At 37.7% G+C, this 23,676-nt stretch carries 15 protein-coding genes and 4 pseudogenes; 16 read left to right on the top strand and 3 right to left on the bottom strand.

Features of this window, described 5'->3' with window-relative positions; translation table 11 throughout:
- The first annotated feature begins 410 nt into the window (after window positions 1-410).
- Together L2764_RS19545 and L2764_RS19540 are read left to right on the top strand one after the other, a co-directional pair.
- Window positions 411-1,562: a GGDEF domain-containing protein gene (locus L2764_RS19545; protein WP_248942032.1), complete on the top strand. Its 1,152-nt coding sequence runs from the start codon at window positions 411-413 to the stop codon at window positions 1,560-1,562.
- 471 nt (window positions 1,563-2,033) lie between these two features.
- Complete coding sequence (locus L2764_RS19540; RefSeq protein WP_248942031.1) at window positions 2,034-3,764, top strand: hemolysin D; 1,731 nt, start codon at window positions 2,034-2,036, stop codon at window positions 3,762-3,764.
- A 146-nt stretch (window positions 3,765-3,910) separates the two neighbouring features.
- Here the strand turns inward: L2764_RS19540 and L2764_RS19535 are convergent, their stop codons facing one another.
- Window positions 3,911-4,993, bottom strand: coding sequence for a tyrosine-type recombinase/integrase (locus tag L2764_RS19535; RefSeq protein ID WP_248942030.1), 1,083 nt, complete (start codon window positions 4,991-4,993; stop codon window positions 3,911-3,913).
- A gap of 1,343 nt (window positions 4,994-6,336) precedes the next feature.
- Here L2764_RS19535 and L2764_RS19530 point away from each other — a divergent pair.
- The 4 genes from L2764_RS19530 (at window position 6,337) to L2764_RS19510 (ending at window position 12,362) form a co-directional block, all read left to right on the top strand.
- A complete protein-coding gene (locus L2764_RS19530; RefSeq protein ID WP_248942029.1) occupies window positions 6,337-7,869 on the top strand; it encodes a hypothetical protein in 1,533 nt (510 codons plus the stop codon).
- A 503-nt stretch (window positions 7,870-8,372) separates the two neighbouring features.
- Window positions 8,373-10,232 (top strand): immunoglobulin-like domain-containing protein, encoded by a 1,860-nt coding sequence (locus tag L2764_RS19525; protein WP_283107079.1) that lies wholly within the window; start codon window positions 8,373-8,375, stop codon window positions 10,230-10,232.
- Window positions 10,233-10,293: 61 nt separating this feature from the next.
- Window positions 10,294-11,679, top strand: coding sequence for a lytic polysaccharide monooxygenase (locus L2764_RS19515; RefSeq protein WP_248942028.1), 1,386 nt, complete (start codon window positions 10,294-10,296; stop codon window positions 11,677-11,679).
- Between the two features lie 176 nt (window positions 11,680-11,855).
- On the top strand, window positions 11,856-12,362 hold the full coding sequence (locus L2764_RS19510; protein ID WP_248942027.1) for a hypothetical protein: 507 nt from the start codon (window positions 11,856-11,858) through the stop codon (window positions 12,360-12,362).
- Between the two features lie 356 nt (window positions 12,363-12,718).
- Here the strand turns inward: L2764_RS19510 and L2764_RS19505 are convergent, their stop codons facing one another.
- Window positions 12,719-12,904 (bottom strand): hypothetical protein, encoded by a 186-nt coding sequence (locus tag L2764_RS19505; protein WP_248942026.1) that lies wholly within the window; start codon window positions 12,902-12,904, stop codon window positions 12,719-12,721.
- 316 nt (window positions 12,905-13,220) lie between these two features.
- Here L2764_RS19505 and L2764_RS19500 point away from each other — a divergent pair, with 316 nt between their 5' ends.
- The 10 genes and pseudogenes from L2764_RS19500 to L2764_RS19455 all read left to right on the top strand — a co-directional run bounded on the left by L2764_RS19500 (window position 13,221) and on the right by L2764_RS19455 (window position 23,100).
- Window positions 13,221-14,402, top strand: a complete 1,182-nt coding sequence (locus L2764_RS19500; RefSeq protein WP_248942025.1) for a DUF3103 family protein — start codon at window positions 13,221-13,223, stop codon at window positions 14,400-14,402.
- Window positions 14,403-15,154: 752 nt separating this feature from the next.
- A pseudogene (locus L2764_RS19495) lies at window positions 15,155-15,778 on the top strand (transposase); the annotation flags it as partial.
- 111 nt (window positions 15,779-15,889) lie between these two features.
- Window positions 15,890-15,973: pseudogene (locus tag L2764_RS28290) on the top strand (transposase); the annotation flags it as partial.
- A 79-nt stretch (window positions 15,974-16,052) separates the two neighbouring features.
- A pseudogene (locus L2764_RS19485) lies at window positions 16,053-17,073 on the top strand (IS701 family transposase).
- Window positions 17,074-18,255: 1,182 nt separating this feature from the next.
- Window positions 18,256-18,450, top strand: coding sequence for a Flp family type IVb pilin (locus tag L2764_RS19480; protein WP_248942024.1), 195 nt, complete (start codon window positions 18,256-18,258; stop codon window positions 18,448-18,450).
- Between the two features lie 53 nt (window positions 18,451-18,503).
- Complete coding sequence (locus L2764_RS19475) at window positions 18,504-19,088, top strand: A24 family peptidase (RefSeq protein WP_248942023.1); 585 nt, start codon at window positions 18,504-18,506, stop codon at window positions 19,086-19,088.
- 83 nt (window positions 19,089-19,171) lie between these two features.
- The gene (locus tag L2764_RS19470; protein ID WP_248942022.1) at window positions 19,172-20,464 is read left to right on the top strand and encodes a DUF8689 domain-containing protein; all 1,293 of its coding nucleotides are present in this window, start codon (window positions 19,172-19,174) and stop codon (window positions 20,462-20,464) included.
- A 39-nt stretch (window positions 20,465-20,503) separates the two neighbouring features.
- Window positions 20,504-21,310, top strand: a complete 807-nt coding sequence (gene cpaB / locus L2764_RS19465; RefSeq protein WP_248942021.1) for a Flp pilus assembly protein CpaB — start codon at window positions 20,504-20,506, stop codon at window positions 21,308-21,310.
- Between the two features lie 43 nt (window positions 21,311-21,353).
- Window positions 21,354-22,802, top strand: a complete 1,449-nt coding sequence (locus L2764_RS19460) for a type II and III secretion system protein family protein (RefSeq protein ID WP_248942020.1) — start codon at window positions 21,354-21,356, stop codon at window positions 22,800-22,802.
- A gap of 19 nt (window positions 22,803-22,821) precedes the next feature.
- Window positions 22,822-23,100: a hypothetical protein gene (locus L2764_RS19455; protein WP_248942019.1), complete on the top strand. Its 279-nt coding sequence runs from the start codon at window positions 22,822-22,824 to the stop codon at window positions 23,098-23,100.
- Window positions 23,101-23,242: 142 nt separating this feature from the next.
- Here the strand turns inward: L2764_RS19455 and L2764_RS19450 are convergent.
- Window positions 23,243-23,515: pseudogene (locus L2764_RS19450) on the bottom strand (integrase core domain-containing protein); the annotation flags it as partial.
- Window positions 23,516-23,676: the final 161 nt, after the last annotated feature.

Genomic DNA, 23,676 nt, shown 5'->3' with positions numbered 1-23,676 from the left:
AATCCACTCTTCATGAGAACGTTTAGTCATGTTAACTCCTGATGTGATAGTCAGACGTTAAAATAAGGGATCAATGAACGCAGTTGAAGATGTACTTGCTCGGACGGTTACCCTTGTTAGGCTTCACTGACTAAAAGAACCGTTTGAGTCTTCATGTAAGGATGATGGCTCGCTTTTCCAATACGGTGCGCAAAGATCACACTCGCCCCAAGCGCTCAGGTGTTGAAATACGAATGAGTCCGCTGGGATTATCCCTATATAGATTTAATGATCTGTCTATTATGGTCGCTTTTAAGGGGAACGGGGTGATTTTATTAAATCACCCTAACGTATTTTATTGTTTCTCTTGTATTTAATAGAGGTTTGGTTTGACATTTTTATATCATAGATTTAGGCACTTATTAATACCCGTGCTCTTAACAATAACAGCATTAACATTGACTCAATGGTACCAAACCAATTTAAAAACATGGGCTGATATTATTTCCCCGCTTCCATACTGGCTACTCATGATCACCGCGCTGATTGCTTTACAGTTTAATCGTAGCCGTCTTGCTTTTTTAGCGGTACTCTTTGTGGCTTATTATGCGCTTCACCAAAATGCTTTTTTTGACTGGTCATTAGATCACATCAGTGACAAGCCCATTCTTATTGCAGGTACCTTGATCATTAGTTTATTTGCGGTAGTGAAAGACCGAGGGATCTTATCGAGCCATGGAGTCATCAGGCTCGTGTCTATTTCCATTTGCTTAAGTTTAGGTTTTTTCTGGTTTTGGATGCTTAATCAGTATGAAAAACAAATAACATCAGTGCTCACTGTTGCCTTAAAGCCACAGTTTCAACTCTTAATTCCATTGATTATTTGTTCTTTACTCGTGAGTATGAATGCGATTAGGCATACCAATCTAGTTAATTCAGCTATTTTTATATCACTCGCCATATGGATAATGCATTATTATCAACCTCAATGGTTACCTTTGTCGGTATTATTGTCAGTTCTCTCAATTGTTTATTTAATCACAATCTTGGTGGATTCCTATTTTCTCGCTTATCGCGATGAGCTAACAGGCTTGCCTTCAAGAAGAGCCCTGTTTAATTTATCATTATCTTTAGGCAGAAAGTACAGTGTCGCCATGCTCGATATTGACCATTTTAAAAAATTCAATGATACATATGGACATGATGTCGGCGATCAAGTGCTAAAATTAGTCGCTTCAAAATTACTCAATGTTTCCGGCGGAGGGAAGGTCTTTCGTTATGGTGGTGAGGAATTTACGATTATTTTTCCCCGTAAGAATATTCATTTTGTTATCCCACACTTAGAGGCTGTTCGACAAGCCATTCAGGATTATAGTATTGTGCTCAGAGATGAGAAACGTAAAACACAAACGAAAGCAACACGTAAAACCCGCTCAACAAAAAAGCACAAAACAGTTAATGTTACCATCTCTATTGGTAGTGCAGAGCGAATAGCGGGGGAGTCATTTACTCAAGCATTGAAAAGAGCCGATCAAGCTTTATATAAAGCAAAGAAAAAAGGCCGCAATCAAGTCTGTCGTTAAATAGCATTGGCTCAAATCGACACCAATAATCACTTATTTTGATCAGTGATTGTTCCTACAATATTAGTGAGTAGTGTCGATTTGAGTTAATACGTTGCATTTATCAACTATCCTTTTAAACACAAGTCAGCAGAATCCTACCAATCAAATCGTTTGAATAACAACTTATCATTCCACTGTTTTCCCCTCTAAAGCATCATGATTATTCTAAAATACAGTAAAACCACCGAACAGGTTAACAATAAGTTAATCAAAGGTTTGCAATTTATCTCCACATGGGTAGAATTACGCTAAATGATAATCATTTGTAACAAGGCGTGTCTTTTAGGTGTCTTGTTTTCGAGCTGTACTTTTTAATCATATTTGATCTCGATACTTGATGGTAACGCAATGTCCACTTCTTCATTCAATATCAGCGGGCATTATTTTTCATCAAGCGTTGCTATCATTCTAGAATAAAGGATCCATCAGATGAAGTTGGCGTTAAAAATCACATGTCCATTACTTATCAGTATACAGTCACTCTTTCCTGCGCAGGCATTTACCCAAAGTGGAGCAACAATTGACTTTATTGGTAGTGGTATTCCTATGGGACATGAATGGTTGACGCGAATGTCAGCTTTTGAAGTCATAGGGAATGATCCTGTTATCAGCTATGATCCAGACGATCCAAGAAGTAGCTGGTCAGCGGGTCTTGCTCGCAATACTCAACTCGATAGTAATGCTCTTGATGAGGTAAATAGCTTAATTGGGGCAACGCTCAGTGATACGCGTTATGAGTCTACCTATCAGTTTATACATTCTGCAATATTGGGCCAACGTTGGGTCGATCTGGGTGGATTTAATGTGACTTCATCCAGTTTGACCAGTGTCAATTGCTTTGATGTGGTTTCTCAAGAACCCGCTGAATTACAAAAAGATCATTATATGCGCCGTTATGATGATTTAGGAAACCAAGGCGGAATCGATGCTGCAACGCGTTCTCAAACACGGTTTATCCAGCACTTCATTGACGCCGCAATGGCAACGGATCAGCAAATAAAAATGTGGGATGGTGGCGCTTATTCGGCTCAAGAAAATGTTAACTATCAATATTTTCTATTTGGAAGAGCCATTCACTTGTTTCAAGATTCTTTTAGTCCCGAGCATACCGTTAGGTTAAGCAATGATAACTATGAAACCGTATACCAAGTTAAAAGTTATTTATGTGCTGAAGGTTCTGAGCAACACACTCATGATACAAAAGAAGTATTAGATTACAGCAGTGATGATGTGATTTGGAATGAAGGCTCTCGCTTAGACTCGGGATGGGAAAGTTACAAAGCCAGTAATATGAAGGACGTTGCGCTTGTAGCAACGGAAGCGAGTAAAGATTTATGGGCCGCATTTTTTAGAACAATGGGAACGCCAATAGGAGAAAGAGAGGCCGTTGCTTTAGTTGAAGCACAAACATTGGTTGATAATTGGCTGGCCATCGATACATTCTCAGCACTGTCTTGGTATGACGAAACAGATCATCAAGATAGCACTTATGTGGCAATGTTGGATGATTTAAACCCTCATTATACTCAAGAACAATGTATGGTCGATATCGGTGTAGATTCTGGAAGTCAACAAGATAAAGTTGAACAGTTAGAAGATGATAGATTAACCTGCATGTATAACATTGAAGCTGAATCAGGCTACGAAGATGTGAATGATCCACACATGGATATCCCTTACAATTGGAAATGGAAAAATGCAACCACTTGGTTAAGCCCCGATGCTGATTGGATTCCGGAAGAAAAAGAAGCCGATTTAGGCACATTAATCAATATTATCAGTGCTGTTAATAATGAAGCGATGACCTTATCTTCAGGAGAACTGGAGAATAATACAACGATATATGTTGAAGAAGGGACGCCATTAGCGCTTATTCAAGTGGAGATGACTGATGATAATGCCGCTTATTTTAGAGTAAAAGATAACGCCGATCTTTTCTTAAGTTATGCGACTTTTTCAGGAAAAGTAAAATTAGCGGATACACCACGGAATGCAAGTTATGAAATACAAACAAACTTTGGTGAAAGTAAACTACTGAACCAACGTTGGAATGATTACCTGTGGTTTTATGAAAGAAATGGCACCGCTTATGTCAGCGGTGATGCATCAGAAAGTGATATTGAGTCTAGTTGGTATATTCAAAACATTAGTGTGAATTGAATATTATAGATGCTGTTAAGGGTTTACTCGTCCTCATCAATGCCATAAAAAGGAATCGATAATATAAAAAGGCAGAGAATTAATCTCTGCCTTTTTGATATCAACACAAAAATGACCACCGTGTAAATTTCATATAAATCAATATATTAATCTTTTGGTTTTAAATAATGTTTGAGCGAACGTGGATCGTTATGACCGGTTCTAGACATGATGTATAAATGATCTTTATCATTTTCATAGAGCTGCGTTACACAGCCACTGCGTAAACTATGGGCACCAAAAAAATCTGCATTTAATCCTGCTTTGTTGCAATACTTCTTGATCACTTGATAGATATCATCCCCACGTAAAAAACCAGATTGGCGATGAGAAATCGGAGTTTGAGCATATTTATCTTGTACTTGATAAGGCCTTAAATATTGCCCATCTCTTGATAGTGATCGAAACAAGTGCCCACTTTCTATCTTAGCTAGTGCTATCCACTCCTTTACTGCATCATAAGCTGAAAATGTTTCTGATTTTGGTAATACTTTCCATTCTTTTTGACCTTGTTGATTACTCTTAGAATAAGGTAAGCGGACTTTTAGTTTATCGCGTAAAAATGCAATATGGCCCACTTCGATACTCGCAAGTTCTGAGCGACGAAACCCCCCTTGTAGACCCAATTGTAAAATGGCTTTATCTCTAACCCGAGTGAGCAATTGGGGTTGTTTGTCTATAACTTGAAGCAGCAGCTCTAATTCATCATACATGATGGGTTGTTGATCATATTCTGTTGTTTGCCTATGTTGATTGCGACTTAATCCACGCATAACTCGGATCACTAAAGGATGCTCGCTAGGAGAGTGAAAACCTGCTTGTATATGATAGAAGCGAATCGCGGCTAATCGGGTTGTTAATGTTTGCTTAGAGAGCTGTTTTCCTGTTGAAGATTGGATCGTTTCTTTTTGCTGACCAATAAAAGAAATCACCGTACGTGGATCGGCAGGCAGGGCATTTAATCCATGTTGCTGGCAATATTGCTCGAAAATAGAAAAACTGGATAGATAAATACGGCGAGTGTTATCCGATATTTCATAGAGGGTTTCTAACGCAGCACTTTGGTAATCATCTAATATCGACAGTGGGAGATCCGATTCTTTATAAAATTTTTCTTGAGATGTGACCAGTTGAGTAGAAGAGTCTCCTTTGTCAATAGATGAATAAATATGTTCGATAGGCGTTTTCATTAAGTCTTACTCAATAGGATCTTGTGAATAAAAAGTGTCAGTAAAAAGAGAATATAAAGACTAATCTATTATTTTAGAACATAAAAGCGTCTATATATTAGACAATATTATAGCATATTAAGCTTTCTCTACCAGTGATAATTGTCATTATCACTGGTAGAGTGGGTATATTATATTTTCCATGTTCCTTTTTAGTTAGCCTAGGCTGAAAAATACTGGTTTTTTAAGTGCATAAATATTTACACGGACTATTTTCAGGGTCATTAATATCGTTAATTAGTAGTCTAATACGCCCACGAAAGCGGTTAAAATATAACCACATTTAGGCGTGTTAGAATATCTTATTTTTACCTTAGAATGCCAAAGCCCTCAAAACCAATAAGGTGGTTAAACATTCTATTGGGCGGGTAAATAACAATTTAGTGAGGAACCATTTTAATATTGGAGGAAAATAATACGATCTTAACATCTTTACTTTCTAGTCATCATGACTCACTTATTACTTCACAAATAAAGTGGTTGACCACTTTATTTGTGTGTTTCTATTTTATTCACCGCCTTTATTTATTCTCAATAAACTAAGCTTAAGGATAATGATCATTAGAACCTATTGATATTTTATGTTGATGTTATGTTCGAAAAGAAATTATTGAAAATTTCAGGCTAAAGTATAAGCGAGTCATATTAAGTTAATATCCTATAATATATCGCTTACCATAAAGAGGAGATGATCCCGATTAAAGTGATTTTGAATCCATAACCCCTTTATTTTATCAATCTACATACTATTCTGCACAGACAATATCACTTATTAATTAGGGGAATATTTTAAACAAGGATTCAAGGATTATTTCATTGAACCTATTTTATGGCAACACATTTTGCGAGTATCATTATCTACAACTTACGGAAATACTGCATAACATTACAATGCATAACATGTATTGACACAAATAGATCTGTGATTACATTTCAAATTAATATTTGTATTAATTTGTAGTTGTTTTGACATATTTTGTTACAGATTCATTTTTTTTAAATTATTGTTGTTTCGATACTTTAATCAATTGAAAAAACAAAAATATTAGATTAATCACTTTGTTTTTAAAAAAATGATTAAAATCAATCATTTTTTTAATTGTTCGTATGACATTAAAAAAATTTAATACTGATACTGTTGTTAGCAGTTAATACAATATCAATAATAACTATGAACGAAAACACAACTCTATAAATAACAAAATAGTAATAAAATAAGCTTAAGGAGGTGTCTGTCATTAATGAGTTAATCAACACTACATAATATACATGATTTTAATTATAATTATAAAATGGAGTTAAAGATGAACTTGATACATACAAGAAAAATGTTCGCTCTGGCTGTTAGCATACTTTTATTTACCCAAAACACTTATGCTGATGATACTCAAACCCCCCTTATTAATAAAAATATTTTACAAATAGGCACGAGTCAGACATTTGTGACCGATGCTCTAAAACAAAATAATAATATTTCAATAGCAAATAATGTCACGACTAACTTAACGGCATCAGATCTGAATGCTAATACACAAGTCAGTGTTCAAACCGTTGAAGATAGTATAAAAAAACAAATTTCATCTGCTGATATTGTTTACGCTAATTTAAAAGACATGACCGAAACCAATGATGAATTAAACGCTTATATTACCGAAGCGATTAAGCAAAAAAAATTACTGGTTTTTGAAAATATGGCTAACCGTAAGCTCACCAGTTTTCCAATGACTTTTGATGCTGAAGTGGTTGTTGTTAAACCAGGTACAGGAACACCCGATAAAATTGTCACCTTCGGCACCCAAGAGTCTATTATTGAATATAGTATACAAGAAGCCACTAAAAAAGCAGAAGAACCGATTATATACAGTCCGATTAATAGTCAATATGAAGAAAACCCTGCTGTATTACCACAGTCATTCGACGATATGATTGATTATCAAAGAGAACAGGCATTAAATCAAATAACAGAACAAATAAATATCTTATTAACGCCATCAACCACATTGATGCAAACAAGTACTTCCTCTTCTGGCGGTCAAATTGGCTATCCTTGTCCTTCAGAAGCTAAAGAAGAACAATTATGTTTCTCTGCTATCATTACCAATGCAGTTTACAGTTATGATGATGGTAGTGCTAAAATTAATGTTATCCATGGTTACTCTTACTCTGCCTATCGCACTGATTTAGGTACTAGTATTTTTGTCAGTCCTTATGGTAGCGCCAACCCTACCTTAACCAGTAATTCAAGCTCCAGTCGAGGCTACTTTTTAAAGCAAGTAAGGCCCGAAATTAATGTCGAGCAAGCTAGTGCGGCAGGTATGATTTTATTTAGAAGAACGCCAGAAAATCAGAATGGCTCGACTAGTGTATCCACTTCTTCAGGAATGAGTTATACAGTGGATGCTAAGGTGGCCGAAAAACCCTCCTTAGGAGGCTCCATCAGTTATTCCACCAGTCAATCTCAAAGTACTAACTTAAGTGATTGGACAACCACCACCACATCGGATACAGGTTATGATGCTGATTGGGACTATCATTTAAATAAATATAAATCCATTGGTGATTGGGTCAGTCAAAAGGTATTTCAGAAAGCTAAATTGGCATCCATTCCGTCTATTTCTGCTAATGGTGTGCAATATTCATCGGAGGCCATTTGGTTTGGCTCCCCAAATAACGTTACTGGAGATTTTAAGTTTAATGTTTGGAGTTATGTGGTCAATGAACGAATTTATTTCACATCAAATGATATCTTTGGATGGAAAGCGAGTTCTCATAGATGGACATATTCGCTATACTCTGGCGGCCAAACCTTCGATACTAATTGGCTAAAAACACTTTAATGTTAACTCAACAATAAATTGTGTTCTTTGAATGAGAGTTGAAATAGGGGATTAATTATTTAAACTCTCATATCAGTATAATGAAATCATCAATGTACAACTCAGATATTAATAACACCTGACATTGTATATCAAACCATCATACCTATTCAACTTCCCTCAACACACTTAATCGATATAATTACTGCTCTTTTCTCTTTAAATAATAAACTATAATAAAAGTTGTTTCTTAGTCATAACTTTATATTAATCATTGTTAATGGTAAATAAATGATAATGATCAGCAAGGGTTCAGCAATAACAATGATAATACAGGTGTAAATATTTACTATTTTAAAAATTGTGATGTATATAAAAATTTTTTAAATAATATCTATTGATAATATTAATGCTTGCATTATTGCCATTATGTAAAGGTGAAAATAGCTTAATCGTTATTATTTTAATATCTTTATTCATATTAATGTCAAGAATAAAAATAATTCTAAATAGGAAGATGATAGATGAATATAAAACAAACCATGCTTGTGTGCCTTGTGGCTGCATCATTTAATACCCAAGCAAGTAATCATATTATGCCTGAACAAACCGGTCATATTATGATGGGTTATTGGCATAACTGGTGTAACAGTCAAGGATACCAACAAGGTATCGCTCCTTGTATTGCTTTAACTGACGTTCACAATGATTACAATGTGATCAGTGTATCATTTATGAGAGTAAATGATGATGCAAGTAGCAGTATTCCCACATTTGAACTGAGCCCTGATTTAAACATCACCCAATCTGAATTTATACAACAAATCGCTGATCTCAATGAGCAAGGCAAAAGCGTTTTACTTTCTCTTGGTGGAGCAGATGCGCATATTGAAATGAACAGTGGTGATGAAATAGCGTTAGCTAATGAAATTATTACTTTAATTGAGACTTATGGTTTTGATGGTATTGATATTGATTTAGAGCAATCTGCTATCAGTGCTGGTGATAACGCAAGCGTTATTCCAGCCGCCTTGATACAAGTAAAGAAACATTATCAAGATCAAGGCTTAAACTTCATGATCACCATGGCACCTGAATTTCCTTACTTACGTGAAGGGGGAGCTTATGTAACTTACATCGAACAATTGGAAGGTTATTATGATTTCATTAATCCTCAGTTCTATAACCAAGGTGGTGATGGTATCTGGGTCGATGGAGTCGGTTGGCTTGCTCAAAATGATGATACAGTAAAATCTGATTTTATTTATCATATTGCGGATTCATTGATTAATGGCAGCAATGGTTTTATTCAAATATCTCATGACAAACTCGTGTTTGGTTTACCAAGCAATATTGATAGCGCTGCTAATGGTTATGTGTCCAACCCACAAGATCTCTATGATGCTTTCACTAAACTCAGTAATGATGGTCATGCGCTAAGAGGAATTATGGGCTGGTCTGTTAATTGGGATATAGGTAAAAATGTCAGTGGTCAAAACTATAACAATCAATTTGTAACTGATTATGCTTCGTTTATTTTAGATGAACAAGGACATTCTGATCAATTAACGTTTTCTGGTATATACGATAAACGTGTCCAGCAAGGAGAAAACTTTGATCTATTAGAGGGAGTCAGTGCATTCGATAGTCAAGGTAGAGATATTACCAGCAGCATTACAACATCAGGGACTGTCGATATAAGTGAAGAAGGTCAATACACTGTTTATTACGCTGTTACAGACAGTGATGATAATAAATTAGAAACTGAACGCACCATTACGGTTTATAACGATGCGCCTGTGCTCACGGGTATTGATGATCTTACAATCTCCTTAGGCAGTGATTTTGATCCTATTAATGGGGTAAGTGCGACAGACTCACAAGAAGGAAATTTAACCGATAAAATCAGTATGCAAGGCGAAGTGAAAACTGGATTAGAGGGCAGATATACACTGACTTACACCGTTGAGGATCAATGGCAAGCCGTTACCTCTTTATCAAGAATAATCACTGTTACTAGTGAAGAAACATCAGAATGCACCGCTGCGATCTGGTCTAGCAACGATGTTTATACTGCCAATGAAAAGGTGACTTATGCTGGCCAAACTTGGGAAGCACAGTGGTGGACTCAAGGTGAAGAGCCGAGCACAGCCGGGGAATGGGGCGTGTGGCGTAGTACGGACGACTGTACAACAAACAATGGTGATGATGGTAATTCTGGAACATCCGATGATCCAGATACATGGTCTAACACCCAAGTATATATACTTAACGAAACAGTGAGTTATGGTGGGAAAACTTGGGAAGCTCAGTGGTGGACTCAAGGTGAGGAGCCGGGAGAAACGGGTGAGTGGGGGGTATGGAGAACGACCACAATAAATTAAAAATAATGAGATTTTTACATTTACCCCATTTTTAATGGTTCATATATATTAAGGAATAACCATGAAACTTACATTATCTACGCTGACCTCTATTGTTTTCTTGCCTTCCATTTTAATGAGCAATATTGCTCAAGGACATGGATGGGTAGAATTCCCTAGTGCTCGTCAAAATACTTGTTACAATGATGGCGGTCTTTGGAATAATTCAATTCCTAATCAAGCTTGCCAAGCAGCTTATGATGTATCAGGTGCTTATCCATTTACACAACGAAATGAAGTCGCAGCCAATGTCACTAATTTTAATCATTTAGAATCCGTTAAAGCAATCGTTTCTGATGGTAGTTTGTGTGCTGCAGGAGACAGTGAAAAAGCAGGACTTGATATCACTTCTCAATATTGGCAAAAAACGGCAGTATCCTTAGATGATAATAACCAGTTTGAACTTGTTTTTACAGCAACTGCACCGCATAACCCCTCGTTTTGGGAGTTTTATTTAACCAATGAAAATTATGATCCATCAACACCGTTAACTTGGAATGATTTAACACTAATAGATACCGCCGGTAATATCTCAGTCAATAATAGTAAGCAGTATAAGATCAATGTTACCGTCCCTGAAGGCCGTACTGGAGATGCTATTTTATATACTCGTTGGCAACGTGATGACTCCGCTGGTGAGGGATTTTATAACTGCAGTGATATCACATTTAACGACAACGGCGAACCGACTGAGCCGACGGATCCAGATGAGCCAATTGAAAATCCACTTGTTGCATTAGATTATTTTATCAGTACTGATTTTAGTGGTGTCGAAGTCGGTGATACTGTGCGACTACGTACTTTCAACAAAAAAGGCGATGAAACTACTGATATTCAACAGGTCATTACCGATGCCAATCTAAATACATGGCCAGCAGTATTAGCAGGGCAGTTCAATGAAAGCAAAGAAGGTAAATGGTATATCGGGATATGGAGTGAGGAGATGCAGCATTATATGTTTGATTCTCAAAATATTAATGCTAATAAGGTTTTTGCTCAATCTGCAAACCCCAGCTATCAACTGTCATTGATTAAAGACTCCGATGATCCAGAAAACAGTGATACGTGGAATATCGATAATGTTTACGTTGTTGGTGATACAGTGACTTATCAACAGTGTAATTGGGAAGCACAGTGGTGGACCCAAGGTGAAGAGCCGGGTACCACAGGAGAATGGGGAGTATGGCGTACTGCTGATACCAATTGCAGTGAAAGCGATGGTCCCTCAGATAATGAAGGTGAGGATGACTCAACAAATTATGCCCATGATACTATTTACCAACAAGGTGATGTAGTCACTTATCAAAACTGTACTTGGCAAGCGCATTGGTGGACTCAAGGAGAAGAGCCGGGTACCACTGGAGAGTGGGGAGTATGGCGCAATGATGATGAAAACTGTACTGGCTAGGGTCGCGTTTTATCAACGTTAGAATGATTAAAGTGGGTTCAATCATATAATGGTTAGATGCTTAGCGTAATATAAGTCATCTGGCTATTATTTGATTGTTATCAATAATAATGACGTTATTGCTTGTAGAATGTTTCGTTATTATATAGCATGGTTATACCATAATAATAATAAGCATGAAGATGATACATAAGTGGCAATACCAAGGAGAAACACCGAAAGCAGGGCGGAGATTAGTATTACTACAAGAAGATGAATTACATTTAGCCTTACCCCTCGTCTATCGACTCATTCAACCGAAAGCAATATTATTGAAACCAACATGGTTTACGGAAAAGGTGAATAATCAGCATAGCTCTGCAGCAGGAGAAATCCGTCAACGTGAGGCTTACTTTACCTTAGAGCCCTTATTGACTCAGTTAGTCCAGCAACGGAAAGTGTCTGAAGACATTAGTACACCGCTTAAAGAAGTCAATCAGTTACTCAATGATTACTTTAGTGACTTGGGTTGGCGAATGGTGCGTAAAGAGTTATCTCAAATTAAAAAACGTCAGAAGAAGTCACATATTGAACTGAGTAATGACATTATTTTTAAACTCAGACATTATATGCAAAAACATCAATTAGACAGTTTTGATCAAGCGATTGACAATCTATTGTCCGAGCATGATGCCACATATTAATCATGTGGCACCTTTGTATTAATAGTCAATTGCGATAATATGATATTAACTTTTATTAGTGATTACTTTCGGACATCACTTTGACCAATGCATCCAAAAAACTCTTACCTTTTGGAGAACCAAAGCCCGTGGGCATGTCCCAGCCTTTCGTGGTAGGGTAACCCAACTCCCATAGGCAACACCATCATCTAGGTATTCACTTGCTCACCCGCCAACACCGTACCCAGTGTCGTCGGCACGATGTCATTAAAGGCATTCTTATCGTCGATTTGATATAATCACGGGTTCAAATGGCCAATATAATCCATACCTTTCTCAGTTAAATGTTGATCAATTAACACACAAAATACCGCTATTTATGGAACAGAAACACTTGTTCCACCTTCAATACCCCAGGTACCGTCAGTATAAATAAGCCCTGCGGCATTCCAAGCTAAGTCAGGTATGCCGCGACCATAACTAAACCTATTGTTACATCCGGGGCAATGGAATGAACCCACTGTGACAAGAGACAATTTATTTTTTTGATGATGAGTAGGCAAAATAAATCTCCTGTGGATCAGAAATGATTTTATTTATACTTCTCAAAAGGATCTTAAAAGTTGAGCTTTAAAACATGAAATAGAGTATAGACACTAACTCTATCAATAGACTGGGAATATTATTTAAATGGTTTAAACAATTCAGTTAATTTAAATAAAAATTCAAATAATCTAGTAAAAAGGTCGCATTGTTTATATGCAGGCAAGCTGATATATAATTATGGCTTGTTTGTTTTTATACGGGGTAAGAGTTATATGAAAACGTTGGAATATAGGCAAACCTCAAATATTTAAAAATAACATGCAAAGGAATAACATGAAACTGATACCCACTTTAACGCTGACGTTAGCTTCGATAGGTTTTTTTTCTACGCCATTTCAATTTGTTGTTGCAGAAGAATCAAAAGAACTTCTTTTAAATCAAGCTAGTGCTGAGACCTTATCAACATCCGTTGCTCATAAAAAAAGATCCATTACACAAGAGCTCGCAGTAAACTATAAAACGTATGGACACCATTTAAAAACGCAAGTTAATCAATATCAATTAAGTGTTAATCTTGAAAAATTTATCTATTTAGACAAGCAAACAGATTCAAATATTAGAAAGCTTAATCAAGGCATACGACAATTAAAAGGCATAACTCAGCATAATACTAATATCATCGATTTACGATTAGCCAATGCTAACATGTTAACCCAATGGCAAGCAGGGCAGTCCCCGCTATTTGCTTATGCTCCAGAAGGGAATGACACTCAATGGACCTACATTGAAGCATTTGATGAAGCCGGCAACATTCATTTACTCGATGCGCACGTATTGCCAACACGTCCTGTCTTCATTATTGAACTCAATGGCGAGCAAACACTAAAAGAAGGCATTGAAACCATGCATTCAGTGTTTAATGCTGCTAACGTCAATCTAGATAAAAATATATTACGTACTGATTTTTCGACAATGGTTGATGAGCCACTTTCTACGACGGTAGTTAAAAATATCAAGCTTAAAAATGTGGAAGAGTCTTGGATATCGGGTGATGCTGAAGTTTATGCGATCGTATCAGGTATTAGCCCTGAAAATACGGATATTGCCCCCCAACTCGATATTCTAGAGTTTCCTTATTTAGATGAAGCTGACACCAATTACTCGCCTAATCAAATTGTCGTACAGTGGGAAAATTATCGTTGGCAGGCTGTTGATATTGTGCTTATGGAGAATGATGACAATACCAATTATAAAAACCTTGCTAGTGCCATTTTAGAAGCGGCGACAGCAGTGCTGCGATTAATCCCCGATCCAACGGTACAGGGTTACGCCATCATCCCGCAACTGACCAATGCGATAATTCAAGCGATGCCAGACTCTTGGTGGACAAATGATGATGATTACTTAGATGTATTCTATACTATTTTTGAAAATCAAACTTATACTAATCATAAAGGGGCCAGTAACAACGCCACTGTTGATTTAGAACCATTAACGATCCAACCAAGAGGTTAATCAAATGTAAACGGCTAATGATATAATTAGCCGTTTTAGATTTTAAAAAGGTTAACTTTTTAAATCTAAAGTATTTGGCAAAACCATTAACATTATTAATCTAACTTAAAGTAGAATTTAGAGTGATTATGCAAATATCAAGTTTAATATAAATTAAATCCCTGTACACGACAAAACGAAGAATAACGACCAAACAGAATTAAAGTAACTTGCTGATAAATACGCTTAATTTGTTTATAATATTTTCGATAAAAACAATTGTAAAATGAAATTATGAAATCTATCAGCAAGTTGTCATCTATTTTAAATACTTTTTTATCTTGGAACAAGCCTAGGATCACCTTGTTATCTCATTTCTTGATGTCACTGTTTGCTGTAAGGACGGTCAACCTAAAACAAATTGCCAATGCAATGAGGGATACTGCAAAACCTGAATCAAATTATCGTAGACTCCAACGTTTTTTTCATCATACAACTTTTTCTACGATGAATTAGCAAGATTTATTGTGGGACTCTTTTTCAATGAAAAAGCCCATTGGTACTTAACCATGGATAGAACAAACTGGAAATATGGCAATTTAAACATCAATATACTGATGCTTGGTATATGTTACAAAGGAAGAGTTATCTCTGTGTGCTGGTCAATGCTCAATAAAAAAGGGAATTCAAATACTGCGGAGCGCATTGAGCTTGTCAGTCGATTCATGAGTATTTTTGGTAAAGAGCGGATCAAAGATTGACTTGCAGACAGAGAGTTTATTGGTGGCGATTGGTTCGGTTGGCTTAACGAGGAAGAGCTTCCTTTTATTATCAGGCTCAAGAAGAATGAAATCACGACCAATAGCCGAGGATTAGAAGTTGATATTCATGGGTTATTTTTTCATTTAAAAGCAGGCCAAACACAATCCTTAGCAGGGGCCCGCATCCTCTGGAATAAAAAGGTTTATTTAGCCGCTAAACGTTTGTTAGATGGAGAATTGCTTATTATCGCTACAAACCATTTTTTACCTGATAGCATTGAAGTTTATTTGAAGCGCTGGGAAATTGAAACACTATTTGAATGCTTAAAAGGGCGTGGATTTAATTTCGAGGACACCCGAATTACCGAGCGAGAACGAGTGAGTAAAATGGTTGCTGTTCTATCAATTGCATACTGTTGGGCTCACAAAATGGGGGAATGGCGCCGCGAACAAGGCGATGGGGTCAAAACGAAAAAATACGGGAGGCTCGAAAAGAGCTTATTTCGACACGGATTAGATTTATTGCAGCAAATATCCATCGGCTCATGCCGTGTTATAAAAACCATTAACCGTTGTTTGAATTTACTCATCCCAAGACCGATTCAGCCCAAAAAGATTGAGCTGTTCATATGGTGAACAAGAAAATGTCGTGTACAGGGAGTCGACATATACTCTAAAATGTTGAGAGTATCACATACTATTTCAGGGGGCAGGTACTGATTAACCGGAAGAGCCAGTTTATTAGCATTGTTTAAAAACTATGGCACTGAAGAGCAATGTATTGAAGCTCTTTTTAATTGGAAATGGCCTATAGGTTTTATTTGCCCTGACAGGACTTACGCATTGACAAGTTTATGAAATCAATGATCATTAAAAAAAATTAATATATTTTACCTCAAATGATAGAAGTATGACTCGACCATCAACAGCACGATGTAACTTGCCTATGTATATGGGTTTTTTGATTTCAGATCCTAAATATTCTACCTGTACTCGTCTATCAGAGGTTATCGGTATTTCACATCACAGCGTTAATCGTTTTCTCCAAAGAGAATCTTTCGAACCATTTGATCATTTTTAATGAAGTTGTAAATAATGTTAATTTTCAATGTAGTACACTCAGTGTTGATGATACTGTTCTTGATAAGTCATATAGTAAATACAGGGCACTTTTGGTCAGATAAGCATCATAGGGTGGTTAAAGGGATTAACCTGATCACGTAGTATTACACGGATCCTGATGGTAAACATATGCCAGTGAATTATCGTATTTATGACAAATCTGATAGCAAAACTAAAAATGACTATTTCCAAGACATGCTTGATGAAGTGCTGTTATGGGGGTTAATGCCAACCTTCGTCACGGTGACTCTTGGTACAGCTGTGTTCTAAATCTGAAGAAGGTAAGAAAGCACCAGACAGGTTTTATGTTTGCAGTTGAAAGCAACCGAAGAGTATCGATTCAAAAAGGAAAATGGGAGCAAGTTCAGGCGTTAGAAGTCCCAGAAGATGGCCTCGAAGTTTGGTTAAAGGATTTTGGTTAAGTGACACTTTTTCGGACGCGGCTAAAATACCAGCAACGACATTATATTGTCCACTTACCTACAGGGAATCTTAACCTACTGCTAAATAAAGATTTTGTTAATATACATGACCATCATTGGCAAATAGAACAATATCACCGTGCAATTAAGCAAGTTTGTTATATTGAACATTTTCAAGTGCGAAATGAGCAACCAATAAGAAATCATATAGTTGCAGAAATTTATAGTTTTGTTCATTTAAATAAAATGCAGGCTGCTAAGATGAGATGTAATATTGACAAGCATCAGCGTGATCTTTATAAAGATGTGGTCGCTTCTTTTATCGAAATATTGTCGAAAGGGAAGTCTTGCCTAAACCCAAGTTTTCAAGCTTCTGTCAATGCGTAAGTCCTATATTAAACGTCTTTGCAAACAAGGCTAGACTTATCTGGAAGCGTATACGCAAGCCTTTGCGCTCAAAGAGAAATAAAACCTCATTCCAACGTTCTAAAAATCAAGAAGAGTCATTGATATTACAGGAGGAAAACAATTAATTGGATTTATATTACTTCGATGAATCTGGTTTATCATTAATGCCTTATATTTCTTACGCTTGGTAACTGGTTGACGAGGTAATTGAAATCCAATTATCAAGAAGTAAGCAGCTCAATATGCTTGGGTTTGTTCATAGAAATTGCTATTTTAAATCCTTTGTTGTGGAAGGCTCTGTCACTACAGCTGTTGTCGTCGCTTGTATTAATGATTTTGCAAGTAAGCTAAAGCGGCGACAACAATGATCGTGGATAATGCTTTCACCCACAGAAGTAAAGAATTTAGGGTTCAAATGGGGAAATGGAGCGAGCTAGGCTTAACGATTGTCCCCATGTCCCCATGTCCCCATGTCCCCTTATTAACCTGAATTGAAATAGTGTGGCTAAAAATCAAATATGAGTGGTTACCCTTTTCTGCTTATGAGTCAATTGAAGCTTTGAGGGAAAGTCTCTTTGAGGTGTTAGGGAATATAGGAAGAAAATATCACATTGTTTTTGCACCATAACGTGAATCAAATATCACCAAAAAAGTTCGACTACTTCAGTGTAGTTACTTAGTGCAACAGAGGCAGTGAACAACGCTCTGTCTAAGAAGTAGTTGATCTCTATAGGTCTTGTCATGTCATCATCAACTTAACTGTCTGAACCATCCGTATGCTGGGTGGTGTGGGGGGATCGAGATCGTGAAGTGTCTCGCCTTATCCCGATAAAATAACGTTTGTAGAAGCTCCATTTTTATTTGAAAAATAGATCTAAAAAGGTGATATGAGGGCGTACGGACCAGAAACAGAATGAAAATCAAGGAATTTGTTAGACACAATATCTTTCAACTGGAACACTGATGATAGATAACACTTTCTGGGGGCTTTGCTACTTTTTTAATTTAAATTTAGTGCTTATGTTTAGTCGGTACTACACTAATAGTTAGTGTGCACGTTTTGCAGACTTGTATGTCTTAGATGGAGTGCTTATATATTGCTAAAGATTATTAGCACAAACGTTGTATTTCAGATGCTTGGGTGACTAGGAGAAGCAAATTATGAAAATTAAAAAATTTTTTTCAGATTTTATGGCAGATGAGAGTGGACTCACGGCTGTTGAGTATGCCATCGCTGGAGGTTTGGTCGTTGGTGGCATGATTGCGGCTTTTAATCTATTAGGAACGAATGCTACATCGAAGATTGAGTGTCTCGCGTCAGCGGTGGATGGAGCCAGTGCCGACTGTGGAGCTTAACGGATAGAACACATAGTTTCATGGGTTTTCATCTTTGGGAGTGACGCCCTATAGTGTCGATTATAACTGAGTCTCAGCTGTCATCGCAGCTCTTGCTAGCTGGAGCAGCTTTCATTGCTGCGATTGTCATCGATATCTATAAAGAGAAGATCCCCAATAAACTTTGCTTATTAGTAATTGTTTCCGGGTTTGTCATTAACACCTATTATGCTCAGCTGGAAGGGGTATTAATGGCATTACTCGGCTTTGCATTGGCATTTATCATCCTGCTCCCTACGTTTTTATTCCGTATACTCGGTGCTGGAGATATAAAACTGATGATGGGCATTGGTGCCTTGATGGGGCCAGAGCTTCTCATTTATAGCCTGATGTACAGTTTCTGTGCCGGAACGGGAACCAGTTTGCTGTTTATTATATGGAAGACAGGTTTTACTGGCTTGGCTAAAACGTTGAAGCGGTATTGGGATTGTTTCTATCTTCGTACTTATTTTAAACCTGAACCCGGTGAAGCTGCTGGGTTACGTGTGCCTTATGCACCCGCTCTCGGACTTGGCTGGTTATGGGCCTGCTCCTTAGACAGTGATATATCTGAATTGTATTTCAATTGGAATATATATTTAGCTCCGGGTACTACATAGTATGTTAACTGAGCTCAACTCAACTCAACTCAACTAAACTAAACTTACATACGTCGTTATTAGACTACATAGGTTGATAAAACATGCTACGTTTAAGCACAGATAACTCCTCTACAAATAGCAATAAACTTGCTCCCCGTCCGATCTCTATTGAAGATACAGGAATTAAAGAATTTTTTTTACTCGAGTTGATGCTGAAACACCTCTCGAGAGGTGGGGTACTGACCAAGTTTCAACTCGTCAATAAAATGGGGGTCACAGGGGGGATTATTCAGGAGCTATTCGACAAGGCTAAAGGCTTAGCCTTGGTTGAAAATCGGCAATCAACAGAAAATGAGCAGATGCGCTATTCTCTTAGTGAAGCTGGCGAAAGATATGCGAAGCAAGCCACTATAAAGAGTGGCTATCTTGGCTTAGTTCCTGTGCCATTAGCTCAATATTCAACCATCTGCCGTATGCAGTCCAGTAGAAAAAACCCCGTTACACTTAATATGTTACAGGACTCTCTGAAGGCATTGATTTTGCCTGATGACCTATTACATAAAATCGGACCTGCGCTCAATTCAAATAGACCAGTGTTGATCTATGGACCGTCTGGCACGGGTAAAAGCTACCTTTGTCGAAACCTTAATGCCATTTTAGGCGACTCTGTGCTAATTCCCTACTCGATCGCCATTGGTACAGAAGTTATTCAGGTATATGACCCAAAACTTCACCATGCTGTAGGTAATAATATTGAGTCAAACCAATTGGACTTGGTACAAGGACATGATCCACGTTGGATCGAATGTAAAAGGCCATTGAGGATCACTGGCGGAGAGCTTACAGCTGAGATGCTAGAGGTGCAATTTGATAGTCATAGTCGAACTTACATGGCACCCATTCAGCTTAAAGCCAATAATGGCATCCTATTATTGGATGATCTAGGGCGTCAACGCATCAGTGTTAAGCAACTTTTCAATCGTTGGATCATTCCTATGGAGGAACGGCGTGACTTTCTGTCCATGCAGTCCGGTGAACATTTTGAACTCCCCTTCGAGTTAATTTTACTATTCTCTACTAACCTTAATCCTAATGAACTGGTTGATGACGCTTTTTTGAGACGTCTCGGATATAAGATCCGTTTCGATGCACTCGATGAGGCATTGTATAGAAAAATCTGGTTCCAAGTATGTGAAGAACAGAGGCTCAGTTGCAGTGAAGAGATGTTTAAACATCTAATAAATGATTATCATCATTTATTAGATAAGCCTTTGATCCCTTGTTATCCAAGAGATCTGTTAAGGATTATGGCAGATCAAATCAGTTTTATGGAGCTGAAACCTTTGGTAACTAAGACCTTGATCGCTGAAGCTTGGTCTATCTATTTTGTATAGTCTTTACTGTTCAGCTAAATATGTGCAAAGGAGGTTTCGATGAACAATAAAACCTTTTTATTCGTCTTGATATCGCTAGCCTTCGGTGTGCTAGCTGTTTTTTTAGCCAGAAATTGGCTCGAGTCTAATAGTAAATCTAGCAGCTCTGAGGCTACATCTGCAGTTATCACTATGGCGGCCGTAATTCCTCAAGGGGCGATACTGAAACGACAGAATTTGAAGTTGATGCCGATGCCTAATTCAGTGATCCCAGAAACCGCCATTAAAACTTTCAAGGATGCCGAGGGTATGGTGGTTAAACACAATCTTTATACTGGGGAAATACTGCGCAGTGAGCGGATTATCAAGAAGGGAGAGGGCAGTACATTAGCGAGTTTAATCAGTCCTAACATGCGGGCGGTGACTATCAGGGTCAATGATGTCGTTGGGGTAGCTGGTTTTCTTTTACCGGGTAATCGAGTCGATGTACTGAATTTATTTAAAAAAGATGGAACCTTACATACGGAGATAGTATTGGATAATATTAAAATTCTCGCAATAGATCAACATTCATCAAATGATGAAAATAAACCTAAGTTAGTGAGGGCTGTGACTCTCGAGCTGGATCTTGAACAAGCGAAAGTATTACTGATAGCTAAGGGGCGTGGAAAACTGCAATTGGCATTAAGAAATCCCAATGACTCTGCCAAAGTTGAACTAGTCTCTATTAATCAAAAAGAATTGGGAGAGGAGGAGGTTGTGAGCAGCATAGTGAAGCCTCCGATAAAGAAGGAAGTTCGTGTTGTTTATTCAGATGTATACCTTATCAAGGGAATGAAAGAGCAGGTTGTTAGGGTAAGTAATTAGGTGTAGATAGTTATTCATGCATTCATTCATTAAGGAGTGTTCTGTGCTGCATTTAACATCAAAATATACTGAGATCTTTGCATGTTGTTTGGCTTTGTTTTTTATAAGTTTTGCAGCAAAATCTGGTGGGCCCATAGGGGTGAACAAAGATATTATGTTGATTCCTATATTCAAATCTAGGGTATTAAACCTTGAGAAACCTGTCTACCGTGTCTCAGTGGGGAATCCCAATATAGGTGATATCAAATTACTGCCGAACAATGAACTTTATGTGTTAGGTAAAAAACTGGGCAGTACGAATATCATGATCTGGGATAAAAACGAACGGCTAGTTGATGTGATCGACATCGAGATCACCCATGACCTTAACGGGCTTAAATTACGTCTACATGAATTATTACCTGATGAAAAGTTAGGTGTACAAACTTCACAGGGACAGCTCCTGATAAGTGGGCAAGCATCAAACTTGCAAAAAATGAACACTGCCGTTGAGCTTGCTAAGGCCTACACTGCCGCAGCATCAGTGTCTAAGATCAAGAGTACAGTATTAAATATGATGACTGTTGGTGGTGCTCATCAAGTTATGCTAGAAGTTGTAATTGCAGAAGTTCAAAAAAGCGTCGCCCGTCAATTTGAATCTAAGTTTTTTATATTGGATAGAGGAACTAACTTCTCTATTGGAGCAATAGGTAGAGGTGGATCGTCCAACTTAGATCCTGGGTCTGCGATCGGTAATAGTGGGTACTTTTCACAATATATTAATAGTAACTTATTAATAGATTTTGCCTTAGATGTTGCCAAACAAAATGGCTTAGCTAAGGTATTGGCCGAGCCCAATCTTACAGCCTTGAGCGGACAGTCTGCTGAATTTCTATCAGGTGGCGAATATCCGATCCCTGTTCCTGGAACTAATGGTTCGACGACAATTCAATATCGTGATTATGGTGTCGGAGTTAGGTTTGTACCTACAGTGTTAGATTCAGGAAAAATAAATTTAAACCTCAACGTTATTGTGAGTGAGGTGAGCAATGCCAATGCAGTGTCTTTATCCAACTCGGGATCTAGTGCGAGTTTGATAATTCCGTCTCTCATCAAGAGAACCACATCAACGACGGTGGAGCTTGCCGATGGCCAGACTATCGCGGTCAGTGGTCTCATCAGCGATACCTTACAGGAAAACATAGACAAATTACCAGGTCTAGGAGATATCCCTATCTTAGGTCAACTGTTTACTAGTAAAAGCTTCAAGAGTGGCCAGAGTGAACTGGTTATTCTGGTGACCCCAAGACTGGTAAGGCCCTTCAATAGAAAACATATCTCGCTACCCACCGATGATTTTGTGTTGCCATCTGATATAGAATTTTACCTTTTAGGTAAAATGTCACACAAAAAGCAAGATGCTGAGCGGAGTGAAACTCCCTATGAAGCCATTCTTAATGATGCAAAAGTCGATGATACGGGAACTCAACAGAAATATGGACACTCACTTTAAGCTAAGGGGGAATGAGTGTATGAAAAAGTTCAATACTAACTTAGGCGTTAAACATGTTTGCCTATTGGCCATGCTCACACAAGTGAGCTGCGCCGAACTCAATAATTTTCCTATGGATGCTAGTTATCAGAAGGTTAAACAGATCCAAATTTTAGATCTCGGTGCTCCGGAGCGCAATGACGGCATAGTCGGTGTGTTGGATGGGGTTTATGGTGAAAGGGTAATGAAGGCATATCGTGAGAGTAATGTATTACCCAAAGATGCTAGGAGCAATATTTCGGAGGAAAGAGCTAATTAGTCTATTTATTTACCCTTTTTCTGGATATTAAATCACTTAGGGTAACCTCTCAACACACGGATTACAAAGGAAGTATGATACTTACAGTAGAGAGTAAATGTAACAAAACTGCCTGTCACAAGTGCGGAAAGGACTGAAGTGGTCAACTAATTTTGGCCACGGACTTGGAGTCTTTCTCAAATAACCGCTCAGACTCCATTGGTGTCAAACCACCGTTATACTGATGTGGTCTGACTTGATTGTAATATCTAACAATGTAGTGGCTTATCGTTCTATTCGCTTCATCAAATGACGTAAAGCCCGCTCTTGGCATCCATTCTGTTTTAAAACTGCTAAAAAATCGCTCCATTGGCGCGTTATCCCGGCAATTACCATGCCTGCTCATACTTTGTTCTATTCGATATCGCCACAATAACGTAACCGTCCGAGCAAGTACATCTTCAACCGTGTTCATCGATCCCTTATGTGTAACCGTCCGAGCAAGTACATCTTCAACCGTGTTCATCGATCCCTTATGTTAACCCCTGACTATGATATCAGGAGTTAATATGACTAAGCGTTCTCATGAAGAGTGGG

The sequence above is a fragment of the Shewanella surugensis genome, assembly GCF_023284005.1.
Classification (GTDB): domain Bacteria; phylum Pseudomonadota; class Gammaproteobacteria; order Enterobacterales; family Shewanellaceae; genus Shewanella; species Shewanella surugensis.
Note: the sequence above shows the minus strand (reverse complement) of the source record. Positions and strands in the feature narration are given on the sequence as shown.